Consider the following 12,998-nt stretch of genomic DNA (forward strand, 5'->3'; position numbering starts at 1 on the left):
TGTTGCTAGCTGTCTATTTGGACGCGCGCGTCGTCGCGCACCTTGACGGTGAGCTCGGCGGCATCCTTCAGCGACATGCCGCCGCCCAGGACCGCGGCCGCCGGGTCCACCATCACGGTGATGCCCAAGGTGTCCTTGTCGCCCCAGACGCACGCGGGCGCCTCCACGGATCCCTGATCCGAGGTGAACTTCAGCCCCTGGCACTTCAGGACGTCCCCGTCGAAGCCGTCGGGGGAGAACTCCTGGGCGCTGCCCTGAGGCTGCGCCGTGCCGTTGTCCTGAAGCGCCTTGACGATGACCGCCAGGGCCAGGTCCGCCCCTCGCTTGGGGTCGGTCACCTTGCCCCAGACCCCGGTGAACTTCATCATGTTCTTCCCCGCGGACTGGTAGTCGGCCGCCACCAGATGCGGATCCTCGACGACCGGCACCTGCTGGAGGTCCTTCTTGCCGGCCTCGGACAGGTCGTTCTCGTTGGTGCCGGCCCCTTGGCGCTGATAGTCGCCGGCGACCGTCTTGGGGGTGGTCAGCTTGTACGGCCCGTCGTCGCCGCCGAGCAGGAAGTAGGCCCCGCCGCCCGCGGCCCCCAGGGCGACGATCGCGGCCACCGTGATACCCACGGCCCTGCCCTTGCGGCGGCCGCCGGCGGGTGGGGCCGGCTGCTGCGGGTAGCCGTAGCCGGGTCCCTGCGTCTGCTGTGGGGGCGGTGTCTGCTGCTGCGGCGGCTGGGCGTACGGATTCGGCTGGCCATAGGGGCCCGGCGCGCCGTAGCCGCCGTACGTACCGGGGCCGCCGTAGCCGCCCGGCGCGGCCGGCTGCTGCGGATAGCCGTAGCCCGGCTGCTGGGTGTAGGGATTATTGGGCACGGGCGGCTGGCCGGCGCCGTACGGACCCGGCTGCGCCCCGTAGGGGCCGGGCTGCGGCGGCGGCTGGTGGTAGCTCATCGTGCCCTCTCTTCGATGCCCATGACAGGTGCGCAACATCCTTCCTGACGCGTTGGCCTCCCTTTGCGGCGGGGGCACAACGGGTTCGTAACGGAGTGCCGCGGCCCTTTAGACTGCGGTCGTGACCGAGAACTCTCAGCAGCGCCCCGACAGCGGGCCCAACAGCCACCCCGAACTGCCGACCCAGTACGCGCCGGCCGATGTAGAGGGGCAGCTGTACGAGCGCTGGGTAGAGCGCGGTTACTTCGAGGCGGACGAGAACAGCGGCAAAGAGCCCTACACCATCGTCATCCCCCCGCCCAACGTCACCGGCTCCCTGCACCTCGGCCATGCCTTCGAGCACACCATCATCGATGCGCTCACGCGGCGCAAGCGCATGCAGGGCTTCGAGACGCTGTGGCAGCCCGGCATGGACCACGCCGGCATCGCCACACAGAACGTGGTGGAGCGTGAGCTGGCCAAGGAGGGCGTCTCCCGCCATGACCTGGGCCGCGAGGCGTTCGTCGAGCGGGTGTGGCAGTGGAAGGCCGAGTCCGGTGGGCAGATCTCCGGCCAGATGAGGCGCCTGGGCGACGGCGTCGCCTGGAACCGAGAGCGCTTCACCATGGACGAGGGGCTGTCCAAAGCCGTCCAGACCATCTTCAAGAAGCTCTACGACGACGAGCTGATCTACCGCGCCGAGCGGATCATCAACTGGTGCCCGCGCTGTCTGACGGCCATCTCCGACATCGAGGTGGAGTACCAGGACGACGACGGCGAGCTGGTCTCGATCCGTTACGGGGAGGGCGACGCCTCGATCGTCGTGGCCACGACCCGCGCCGAGACGATGCTCGGTGACACCGCGGTCGCCGTCCACCCCGACGACGAGCGCTACCGCCACCTGATCGGCACCGAGATCGAGCTGCCGCTCACCGGCCGCCGCATCCCGGTCGTCGCCGACGAGCACGTCGACCCGGAGTTCGGCACCGGCGCGGTCAAGGTGACCCCGGCCCACGACCCGAACGACTTCGAGATCGGCCAGCGTCACGGGCTGCCGAGCCTGACCGTCATGGACGAGCACGCGGTCATCACCGCCCACGGCCCCTTCCAGGGCCTGGACCGGCTGGAGGCGCGCAGCACCATCGTCGGCGCGCTGCGTGCCGACGGCCGGATCGTGGCCGAGAAGCGGCCGTACGTCCACTCCGTCGGCCACTGCTCGCGCTGCAAGACAACCATCGAGCCGCGGCTGTCCATGCAGTGGTGGGTCAAGGTCGGCCCGCTGGCCAAGGCCGCGGGTGACGCGGTCCGCGACGGCCGGGTGAAGATCCACCCGGAGGACATGGCCAAGCGCTACTTCGACTGGGTCGACAACCTCCACGACTGGTGCATCTCGCGCCAGCTGTGGTGGGGCCACCGGATCCCGGTCTGGTACGGGCCGAACGGCGAGGTCGTGTGCGTCGGACCGGACGAGCAGCCGCCGTCCGGCGAGGGCTGGCACCAGGACAGCGACGTCCTGGACACCTGGTTCTCCTCGGGCCTGTGGCCGTTCTCCACGCTCGGCTGGCCGGAGGACACCGGCAGCCTGCGGAAGTTCTATCCGAACTCCGTCCTGGTCACCGGCTACGACATCCTGTTCTTCTGGGTCGCCCGGATGATGATGTTCGGCCTGTACGCGATGGACGGCACCCCGCCGTTCCACACCATCGCCCTGCACGGCATGGTGCGCGACCAGCTCGGCAAGAAGATGTCCAAGTCCTTCGGGAACGCGGTCAACCCCCTGGACTGGATGGACCAGTACGGCTCGGACGCGGTCCGCTTCACCCTCGCCCGGGGCGCCAACCCCGGCGTGGACGTGCCGATCGGCGAGGACTGGGTCCAGGCGTCCCGCAACTTCGCCAACAAGATCTGGAACGCCACGCGCTTCGCGCTGATGAACGGCGCGACGGTCGAGGGCGAACTGCCCGCCCCCGAGCGGCTGTCCGCGGCCGACCGCTGGATCCTGTCCCGGCTGAACACGGTGGTCGCCGAGGTCGACGCGTACTACGAGGACTACCAGTTCGCCAAGTTGTCGGACTCCCTCTACCACTTCGCGTGGGACGAGGTCTTCGACTGGTACGTCGAGCTGTCCAAGACCACCTTCGCGCAGGGCGGCGAGGCGGCCGACGCCTCCCGGCGGGTGCTCGGCGAGGTCCTGGACGTGATGCTGCGGCTGCTGCACCCGGTCGTCCCGTTCGTCACCGAGAAGCTGTGGACCGCGCTCACCGGCCGGGAGTCCGTGGTCATCGCCGACTGGCCGCGGGACAGCGGCTTCCGCGACGCCGCCGCCGAGCAGGAGATCACCACCCTCCAGCAGGTGGTCACCGAGGTCCGCAGGTTCCGTGCCGACCAGGGCCTCCAGCCCGGCCAGAAGGTCCCGGCGCGCCTCGACCTGTCCGGCACCCCGCTGGCGGTCCACGAGGACGCCATGCGCGCGCTGCTGAGGCTCCAGCCGGCCGGTGAGGACTTCACCGCCACCGCCTCGCTGCCGGTCGCGGGCGCGACCGTGGCCCTTGACCTGTCCGGCGCGATCGACGTCGAGGCCGAGCGCAAGCGGCTCGCCAAGGACCTCGCCGCGGCCGAGAAGGACAAGGCCCAGACCACGGCGAAGCTGAACAACGAGGCCTTCCTGGCCAAGGCACCCGACCACGTCGTGGAGAAGATCCGGGGCCGGCAGTCGACCGCCGAGGCCGACATCGCCCGGATCACCGCCCAGTTGGCGGCCCTGCCCCAGGGCTGACCACCCAGCCGGTGCCGAAGCGCCCCCGCCCCCTCAGCCGAGGGCGGCGGGGGCGCTTCGCGTGTGCGGGGTCACACCCGGGAACCAAACGCACCGTTCCGGGAGTTATCCGCTCGTACGTCCCGGAAGGAGCACCGCCACCATGAACAAGCCGCTGCGACACGCCTCCGTGTTCAGCCTGCTGCTCGTGCTGGCCCTGCTCATCTGGGCCACCTGGATCCAGGTGGCCAGGGCGCACAGCCTCGACGACAACGCCCACAACCCGCGCATGGCCATCAAGGAGTACTCCGGGCCCCTCGGCGACATCCTGGTCGGCGGCAAGCCGGTCACCGGCTCCGCCGCCACCAGCGGCGACCTGAAGTACAAGCGGACGTACACCGACGGCGAGCTGTACGCACCGGTCACCGGCTACGCCTCGCAGACGTACGGCACCACCCAGCTGGAGGCGCTCAACCGGGGCGTGCTGGACGGCTCGGACTCCCGGCTGGCGGGCCCCGACCAGTTGCTGACCCGGCAGCGGGCCAAGGCGGGCGATGTGCTCACCACCATCGACCCCGCCGCGCAGAAGGCCGCGTACAAGGGGCTCGGCAGCAAGACCGGCGCCGTCGTGGCCATCGACCCGAAGACGGGGAAGGTCCTCGCCCTGGCCAGCACCCCCTCCTACGACCCCGGCACCTTCGCGGGCTCCTCCGCCGCCGACCAGAAGGCGTGGAACGCGCTTCAGAAGGACGAGAAGCAGCCGATGCTCAACCGCGCGCTGCGCCAGACGTATCCGCCGGGCTCGGCCTTCAAGCTGGTCGTCGCCGCGGCGGCGCTGGAGGACGGGCTCTACGGCTCCGTGGACGAGCCGACGAAGAGCCCCGACCCGTACCGGCTGCCCGGCACGGTCACCGACATGACCAACGAGAGCGCGTCGGCCCCCTGCAAGAACGCGACGATACGCACCGCGCTCCAGTACTCCTGCAACACGGTCTTCGCGAAGATGGCGGTCGACCTGGGGCAGACCAAGGTCGCGGCCCAGGCGAAGAAGCTGGGCTTCGACGACTCCAAGCTGGACATCCCGGTGCGCGCCGCGAAGAGCGTCTACCCCAGCGGCATGGACGCCTCCCAGACCGCCCTGAGCGGCATGGGCCAGTTCGACGTCACCGCGACCCCGCTCCAGATGGCCATGGTCTCCGCGGCCATCGCGGACGGCGGCACCCTGATGAAGCCGTATCTGGTCGACCGCACCACCGACGGCAGCGGGGGCACCCTGGACCGGACCGAGCCCGCCGCGTACAGCCGGGCCATGTCGTCGTCCACGGCCTCGCAGCTGCGGTCCGCGATGACGACGGTGGTGGAGCGGGGCACCGGCACCAGCGCCCAGATCCCTGGGGTGACGGTCGGCGGCAAGACCGGCACCGCGCAGCACGGCGAGAACAACAGCGCGAACCCGTACGCGTGGTTTGTGAGTTACGCGGCTGACGGGCAGGGCCATCAGGTCGCGGTCGCGGTGGCGGTCGAGGACAGCGGCGCGGCCCGCGCCGACATCTCCGGCGGCGGCCTGGCCGGGCCGATCGCCAAGTCGGTGATGAAGGCGGCGCTGGGCGTATGAGGGGCACACGGCCTCCGGAGGAGGACCGAGCCCCAAAAGAGACGCGCCGGAAGCAGGCCGAGCCCTGAAAGTAGACTGTGACCGTGAGCGAGAGCCCCCAGAACGAGCCCGATGAGTTCGACGAGATCGTCGGAGCCGAGACCGACCGCGACCCCGATCTCGCCGTGATCGAGGCCGGGAGCCGGACGCTGCGCACCCGGTCCGGGCCGGCGCAGGGGGACGGAGTGCCCTCCCGTCCGGCCGACCCGGAGCTGGACCGGGCGCTGCGGGAGGTGGAGGCGGAGCTCGCGGGGCGCTGGCCCGAGACCAAGCTGGACCCCTCGCTGGTGCGCGTCGAGGCGCTGATGGACATCCTCGGCTCCCCGCACCGCGCCTACCCCTCGATCCACATCACCGGCACAAACGGCAAGACCAGCACCGCCCGCATGATCGAGTCGCTGCTGGGCGCCTTCGACCTGCGCACCGGCCGCTACACCAGCCCGCACGTCCAGTCGATCACCGAGCGGATCAGCCTGGACGGGGCGCCGATCTCCGCCGAGCGGTTCATCGAGACCTACCAGGACATCCGGCCGTACGTCGACATGGTCGACGCCTCACAGGAGCACCGGCTCTCGTTCTTCGAGGTGCTCACCGGCATGGCGTACGCGGCCTTCGCGGACGCGCCGGTCGACATCGCGGTGGTCGAGGTCGGTATGGGCGGCGTCTGGGACGCCACCAATGTGATCGACGCCGGGGTCGCGGTGATCATGCCGATCTCGCTGGACCACACCGACCGGCTGGGCACCACTCCGGAGCAGATCGCGACGGAGAAGGCCGGGATAGTCAAGCAGGACGCCACGGTGGTGCTGGCACAGCAGCCGCTGGAGGCCGCGTCCGTGGTCCTCAAGCGCGCGGTCGAGGTGGATGCCACGGTCGCCCGCGAGGGCATGGAGTTCGGCGTGCTCTCCCGCGAGGTGGCGGTCGGCGGCCAGCTGCTGACCCTGCGCGGCCTCGGCGGTGAGTACCCGGAGGTCTTCCTCCCGCTGTACGGGGCCCACCAGGCGCACAACGCGGCGGTGGCGCTGGCCGCCGTGGAGGCGTTCTTCGGCGTCGGCTCGGAGCACGCCCGCATCCTGGACATCGACACGGTCCGCACCGCCTTCGCCTCCGTCACCTCCCCGGGCCGGCTCGAAGTGGTGCGCCGCAGCCCGACCGTGGTCCTGGACGCCGCGCACAACCCGGCCGGGGCGCGGGCGGCGGCCGAGGCGGTCACCGAGGCCTTCGGCTTCAGCAGGCTGATCGGTGTGGTCGGCGCGAGCGGCGACAAGGACGTACGCGGCGTCCTGGAGGCCTTCGAGCCGATCTTCGCGGAGGTGGTGATCACCCGCAACTCCACCGAGCGCGCGATGGACGTGGACGAGCTGGCCGGCTTCGCCGTCGAGGTCTTCGGCGCGGAGCGGGTGCAGGTCGAGCCGCGGCTGGACGACGCCCTGGAGGCGGCGATCACGCTCGCGGAGGAAGAGAGCGAGTACTCGGGCGCGGGCGTGCTGGTGACCGGGTCGGTGATAACGGTCGGCGAGGCCCGGCTGCTTCTGGGAAGGGGCTGACATGCGAACGCTGTGCGCATCCACCCTGATCGGTGAATTCTTTGTGATCGGCTTCGCCGGTCTGGTGGCCATGAAGGTCTCCGGCCTGTCCGTGGCCACGGTGTGGACGGTCTGCGGCATCGCCATGGCGCTGTGCGTCCTGCTGTGCGGGATGCTCGGCCGCCCCGGCGCGGTGCACATCGGCTGGGCCCTTCAGATCGGCCTGGTGCTGAGCGGCACCATCGTCACCACCATGTACGTTCTGGGCGCGGCCTTCGCGGGGCTGTGGTGGGCCTCGGTCCACTACGGCCGCAAGGTCGACGAGGCGAAGGCCCGTTTCGCTTCCGCCCGCGCCGGCACCGCCGGTGCTGACACTGCGTAACGTGGCCGTCGTTCACCCATGTAGCCTCGGCGGCACAGTTTCACCCGCATGCCACGTTCCAAGGGAGTTCTCGCAGTGACCCAGCGCACGCTCGTCCTTCTCAAGCCCGACGCCGTACGACGCGGACTGATCGGCGAGATCCTGAGCCGCATCGAGAAGAAGGCGGGCTGGACGATCAGCGCGCTGGAGCTGCGCGAGCTCGGCCGCGAGGTGCTGGAGCAGCACTACGCCGAGCACGTGGGCAAGGCCTTCTACGAGCCGCTGGTGGACTTCATGGCCTCCGGCCCGGTGGTCGCGCTGGTCGTCGAGGGCGAGCGCGTCATCGAGGGCGTACGGGCGCTGGCGGGGCCGACCGACCCGATCGCCGCGGCGCCGGGCTCCATCCGCGGCGACTTCGGCACGATCGTGCGGGAGAACCTGATCCACGCCTCCGACTCCGAGGAGTCCGCCCAGCGGGAGATCAAGATCTTCTTCCCCGGGCTCGCCTGAACCCGCCTGAACTCGTCCGGGCCGGGTTGACCGTTCATCACATGGTCACCCGGTCCCACCTGGGGCGGCCGCCATTGTTCGGCCGCCCTTCGGCATATGCGGGCCGATCGGGGGAACGCATCCCCGCGACACGACGTCACCATTAGCAGGGGGCGGGCCCGTGTTCTGCTGACAATGGCGGAGGACCCCCGCAGCGTGTTCGAGCGGGCGTGACTACGATGAGAGCTTCCGCGCCTCGCAGCGCACCACATCCTGCCGACCTCAAGCAAGCAATCGCTCAATTGGGAAGGCCTGACGCATCCTCATGGGGAACAACATGTCGTTCATCGGCCGTGACATGGCTGTCGACCTCGGGACCGCCAACACGCTGGTGTACGTCAGGGGCCGCGGGATCGTCCTCAACGAGCCGTCCGTCGTCGCCATCAACACCAACACCGGCGGAATCCTCGCGGTGGGCGCCGAGGCGAAGAAGATGATCGGCCGCACCCCTGGCAACATCGTGGCCGTGCGCCCGCTGAAGGACGGCGTGATCGCCGACTTCGAGATCACCGAGCGGATGCTGCGCTACTTCATCCTGAAGATCCACAAGCGCCGCTATCTCGCCCGCCCCCGCGTCGTCGTCTGCGTGCCCTCCGGCATCACCGGCGTCGAGCGCCGCGCGGTCATCGAGGCCTCCACCCAGGCGGGCGCCCGCCAGGTGCACATCATCGAGGAGCCCATGGCCGCCGCCATCGGCTCCGGCCTGCCCGTCCACGAGGCCACCGGCAACATGGTCGTGGACATCGGCGGCGGCACCACCGAGGTCGCGGTCATCTCGCTCGGCGGCATCGTCACCGCGCAGTCCATCCGGGTGGCGGGCGACGAGCTGGACAACGCGATCATCCAGCACATCAAGAAGGAGTACAGCCTTCTGCTCGGCGAGCGCACCGCCGAGAACATCAAGATCACGATTGGCTCCGCCTTCGAGGGCAAGGAGGAGGAGCACACCGAGATCCGCGGCCGTGACCTGGTCAGCGGTCTCCCCAAGACCGTCGTGATCTCCGCCGCCGAGGTCCGCAAGGCCATGGAGGAGCCGGTCAACTCGATCGTCGACGCGGTCAAGACCACCCTCGACAAGTGCCCGCCCGAGCTGTCCGGCGACGTCATGGACCGCGGCATCGTGCTCACCGGCGGCGGCGCCCTGCTGCGCGGCCTCGACGAGCGGCTGCGCCAGGAGACCGGCATGCCGATCCACATCGCCGAGGACCCGCTGGACTCGGTCGCGCTCGGCTCCGGCAAGTGCGTCGAGGAGTTCGAGGCGCTCCAGCAGGTGCTGGACGCCCAGCCCCGCAGATGACGATCCGGTGAATCCGCCGTACGGGTGGCCGACTTCCCGTACGGCGGAGCGGCGGTTCACTGATATACAGGCATTTGGCTCCCCATGACCGGCTACACGTGAAAATCGCCTGACGAATGACGTGGCCGGTCCGACTCCGACGAGGAAGGCACGTCGCCGCACGTGAGGGACACACGAGAGAGCCGGCTGCTCCTGGTGCTGCTGGTCGCCATCGCGTTCGCACTGATCACGGTGGACATCCGCGGCGGCGAGGACTCGCCCCTCGACGGCGCCAGGCAGGCCGCCGCATCCGTCTTCGGCCCCGTCGAGGACGGGGTCGCGTCCGCGGTCGACCCGGTCGGCAACGCCGTCGCGGCCGTACGGGACTCAGGCGAGCGGCATGACCGGATCAGCGCCCTGGAGCGGGAGAACGCGGAGCTCAAGCAGCGGCTCGGCAGCGACGACCGCAACCGCGCCCGCGTCGTCGAGCTGGACAAGCTGCGCAAGACCGCGGGCGCCGGCCAGTACGGCATCAAGGGCGCCCAGGTCATCGCCATAGGAGCGGCCCGGGGCTTCTCCTGGACCGTCACCATCGACGTGGGCAGCAAGGACGGCATCCGCCGCGACATGACCGTCATCAACGGCGACGGCCTGGTCGGCCGGGTCACCACCGTCGGCCCGTCCACGGCCACCGTCGTCCTGGCCATCGACCCGGAGTTCACCGTCGGCACCCGCATGGAGAAGTCCGGCGAGCTCGGCTTCGCCAACGGCCAGGGCGGCCGCTCGCTGCGCGTCCAGCTCCTCAACGGCAAGGCCAAGATCAAGAAGGGCGACCGGCTGGTCACCTTCGGCTCCCGCGCCAACAAGCCCTTCGTGCCCGGCGTTCCGGTCGGCGAGGTGGTCCGGGTCGACCCCTCGGGCGGCGATCTGACCCGCACCCTGCTGGTGCGCCCGTACGTGGGCTTCACCAAGCTCGACATCGTCGGGGTCGTCGTCGAGCCGCCGCGCGAGAACCCGCGGGACACGGTGCTGCCGCCCAAGCCCGCCAAGCCCAAGCCGGCGCCCACGGTCACCGTCACGGTCAAACCGACCTCGTCCCCGAGCGCCTCCGCCGACAGGAGCTGACCCATGCTGCGTCTGAACCGGGTCCTGCTCTCGACCCTCCTGGTGGTCATCGCCCTCGTCGTCCAGGTCTGTGTGCTCGCCCGGCTCCAACTGCCCGGCGCGGTCCCCGACCTGCTGCTGCTCGTCGTGCTCGGCCTCGCGCTGGTCTACGGCCACACGGGCGGCGCGCTCATCGGCTTCGGCGCCGGCCTGCTCGCCGACCTCGCCCCGCCCGCCGACCACGCCGCCGGGCGGTACGCCCTGGTGCTGTGCGTCATCGGCTATCTGGCGGGCCTCGCCAAGCCCGAGACCGGCCAGCTCCGGTCGGCCACCGGGCCGATGCTCGTGGTCGTCGCGGCGGCCATCGGCAGCACGCTGCTGTACGCGGGCGTCGGCCAGCTCGTCGGCGACGACGCCTCCCGCCATGTGGGCCTGAGCAAGCTGCTGTTCACCGCGGCGCTGTACGACCTGCTGCTGGCGCCCTTCACCGTGCCGCTGATCATGGGAATGGCCAGAAAGAGCGAGAACGACCCGATGGCCGACAGCTCCGGCGGCTCCCGGGTCGGCAGCCAGCGCGGCGGGCTCCTGATGAAGGCCGCCAACCGAGGGACGGGACGGCTCAAGGGGGTCAAGCGCCTGTGAGGCCTCGATCCGACATCCAGTGGGGGCAGCAGCCATGAGTAATATCCCGGAGACCGGGCGGACTCCGCGCGTCACCATCCGGCTGGTCGCCATCCAGATCATCGTCTTCTCGCTGCTGCTCACCCTCGGCGGCCGCCTGTGGTACCTCCAGATCCGCAACGGCGACGAATACACCGCGGAAGCCGCCAACAACCACGTCCAGCAGGTCGTCCACCCCGCCGTGCGCGGCTCGATACTGGACGCCCGCGGCGTGCCGCTCGCCGACAACGAGACCCGCCTGGTCGTCTCCGCCAGCCGCACCGAGCTGATGAAGATGAAGGACGACGGAAAGGCCGTCCTCACCCGTCTCGCCGACGTCCTGGACATGAAGCCCAAGGACGTGATGGACAAGGTCCGGCTGTGCGACGCCAAGACGGCCCAGCCCTGCTGGAACGGCTCGCCGTACCAGCCCATCCCCATCACCGACGAGGCCAGCCCCAAGCAGGCCCTCCAGATCCGCGAGCGCGAAGAGGACTTCCCGGGGATAAGCGCGGAGCCGACCGCCGTGCGCCGCTACGCCGCCCCGGGCGACGCCAACGCCGCACAGGTGCTCGGCTACCTCTCCCCGGTCACCGACGAGGAGATCAAGAAGGCCGAGGACAGCCATTCGCCGCTGCTCCGCTCCGACCAGGTCGGCCGTAACGGCCTGGAGCGCGAGTACGACGACCAGCTGCGCGGCAAGGCCGGGGTCACCCGCTACGAGGTGGACAACCTCGGCCGGGTCATCGGCCAGGCGGAGAGCCAGAAGGCCCAGCCCGGCGCCAACGTCGTCACCAGCATCGACGCCCGGGTGCAGGCCGTCGCCGAGAAAGAGCTGGACCAGGCGATGAAGGACGCCCGCAAGGAGATGGACCGGAACACGGGCCGCAGGTACGAGGCGGACGCGGGCGCGGTCGTGGTCATGGAGGCGAAGACCGGCCGGGTGGTCGCGATGGCCTCCAACCCGACGTACGACCCCAACGCCTGGGTCGGCGGCATCTCCGGCAAGGACTACAAGAGGCTCACCGGCAAGAACTCCAACTACCCGCTGCTGAACCGGGCGATCCAGGGCCAGTCGGCCCCCGGCTCGATCTTCAAGGTGATCCCGACCACGGCCGCGGTCAACGCCGGCTACCCCTTCGACGGCAACTACAACTGCTCCAGCTCGTTCAGCATCGGCTCACAGGTCTTCAAGAACTTCGAGTCGAAGGGCTACGGCCCGATCAGCCTCGGCCGGGCGCTTGAGGTCTCCTGCGACACCGTGTTCTACGACCTCTCGTACAAGCAGTGGCAGAAGGACGGCGGCAACAAGCCCAAGAAGCACCCGGCGGACTGGTTCTACAAGACCGCCCACCAGTTCGGCCTCGGCAAGGAGACCGGCATCGACCTCCCCAACGAGGTCACCGGCCGGATCCCGGACCGCCAGTGGAAGAAGGACTACTGGAAGGCCAACAAGAACGGCTGGTGCAAGTACGGCAAGAAGGACGGCAACTACGGCCAGCGGATCGCCTACGAGAACTGCCTCGAAGGCATGAAGATGCGCGCCGGTGACTCGGTGAACTACTCCATCGGCCAGGGCGACACGCTCGTCACCCCGATCCAGATGGCGACCATCTACGCCGCGATCAGCAACGGCGGCACGCTGTACGACCCGACCATCGGCAAGGCGATCATCAGCGCCGACGGCAAGAAGGTCCAGGAGATCAAGCCGAAGTCGCACGGCAAGCTGCCGATGGACGGGCAGACGCGCCGCCAGATAGACAGCGCCCTCGCGGGAGTCGCGACCCGCGGCACCGCCGCCTGGCGATTCGGCGGCTGGCCGCAGAACAAGATCCCGATGCACGCCAAGACGGGTACGGCCGAGGTCTACGGCAAGCAGACGACCTCGTGGTTCGCGACGTACACCAAGGACTACTCGATCGTCATGACGATCTCCCAGGGTGGTACCGGCTCCGGCGCCTCCGGCCCGGCCGTGCGCAACATCTACAACGCGCTCTACGGGGTGGACGCCAAGGGCGGCATCGACAACAAGAAGGCGCTGCTGCCCAAGCCCCAGGCGACCCTCCCCAAGATCGATTCCGATGGCACCATTCAGGACCAGCCGCTGGGCCCGCCGGTCAAGGCGGTCGGAAGGCGGGACGAGCAAGCGTGAGTGCCTCTACGCACACGTACACCACGCGCCGGTTCACGCCC

General features: G+C 69.8%; 10 protein-coding genes. 9 read left to right on the top strand and 1 reads right to left on the bottom strand.

Features of this window, described 5'->3' with window-relative positions:
- Window positions 1–5: 5 nt before the first annotated feature.
- The gene (locus ACH4S9_RS02755; protein WP_358845772.1) at window positions 6–941 is read right to left on the bottom strand and encodes a hypothetical protein; all 936 of its coding nucleotides are present in this window, start codon (window positions 939–941) and stop codon (window positions 6–8) included.
- Window positions 942–1,062: 121 nt separating this feature from the next.
- Here ACH4S9_RS02755 and ACH4S9_RS02760 point away from each other — a divergent pair, with 121 nt between their 5' ends.
- The 9 genes from ACH4S9_RS02760 (at window position 1,063) to mrdA (ending at window position 12,957) form a co-directional block, all read left to right on the top strand.
- Window positions 1,063–3,696: a valine--tRNA ligase gene (locus ACH4S9_RS02760; RefSeq protein ID WP_398369366.1), complete on the top strand. Its 2,634-nt coding sequence runs from the start codon at window positions 1,063–1,065 to the stop codon at window positions 3,694–3,696.
- A gap of 142 nt (window positions 3,697–3,838) precedes the next feature.
- Complete coding sequence (locus tag ACH4S9_RS02765; RefSeq protein ID WP_398369368.1) at window positions 3,839–5,290, top strand: peptidoglycan D,D-transpeptidase FtsI family protein; 1,452 nt, start codon at window positions 3,839–3,841, stop codon at window positions 5,288–5,290.
- Window positions 5,291–5,373: 83 nt separating this feature from the next.
- Window positions 5,374–6,876, top strand: a complete 1,503-nt coding sequence (locus ACH4S9_RS02770; protein ID WP_311722443.1) for a folylpolyglutamate synthase/dihydrofolate synthase family protein — start codon at window positions 5,374–5,376, stop codon at window positions 6,874–6,876.
- Between the two features lies 1 nt (window position 6,877).
- Window positions 6,878–7,237 carry a DUF4233 domain-containing protein gene (locus ACH4S9_RS02775; RefSeq protein WP_311722445.1) on the top strand — a complete coding sequence of 120 codons (360 nt, stop codon included), beginning with the start codon at window positions 6,878–6,880 and terminating at the stop codon, window positions 7,235–7,237.
- 75 nt (window positions 7,238–7,312) lie between these two features.
- On the top strand, window positions 7,313–7,726 hold the full coding sequence (gene ndk, locus ACH4S9_RS02780; protein ID WP_311722446.1) for a nucleoside-diphosphate kinase: 414 nt from the start codon (window positions 7,313–7,315) through the stop codon (window positions 7,724–7,726).
- Window positions 7,727–8,042: 316 nt separating this feature from the next.
- Complete coding sequence (locus ACH4S9_RS02785; RefSeq protein ID WP_311722447.1) at window positions 8,043–9,062, top strand: rod shape-determining protein; 1,020 nt, start codon at window positions 8,043–8,045, stop codon at window positions 9,060–9,062.
- A 162-nt stretch (window positions 9,063–9,224) separates the two neighbouring features.
- Window positions 9,225–10,166: a rod shape-determining protein MreC gene (gene mreC, locus ACH4S9_RS02790; protein ID WP_311722448.1), complete on the top strand. Its 942-nt coding sequence runs from the start codon at window positions 9,225–9,227 to the stop codon at window positions 10,164–10,166.
- A gap of 6 nt (window positions 10,167–10,172) precedes the next feature.
- Window positions 10,173–10,787, top strand: a complete 615-nt coding sequence (mreD, locus tag ACH4S9_RS02795) for a rod shape-determining protein MreD (RefSeq protein ID WP_311722916.1) — start codon at window positions 10,173–10,175, stop codon at window positions 10,785–10,787.
- 34 nt (window positions 10,788–10,821) lie between these two features.
- Window positions 10,822–12,957: a penicillin-binding protein 2 gene (mrdA, locus tag ACH4S9_RS02800; protein ID WP_311722449.1), complete on the top strand. Its 2,136-nt coding sequence runs from the start codon at window positions 10,822–10,824 to the stop codon at window positions 12,955–12,957.
- Window positions 12,958–12,998 lie beyond the last annotated feature (41 nt).

This window comes from Streptomyces sp. NPDC021225 (assembly GCF_044332865.1).
GTDB lineage: Bacteria > Actinomycetota > Actinomycetes > Streptomycetales > Streptomycetaceae > Streptomyces.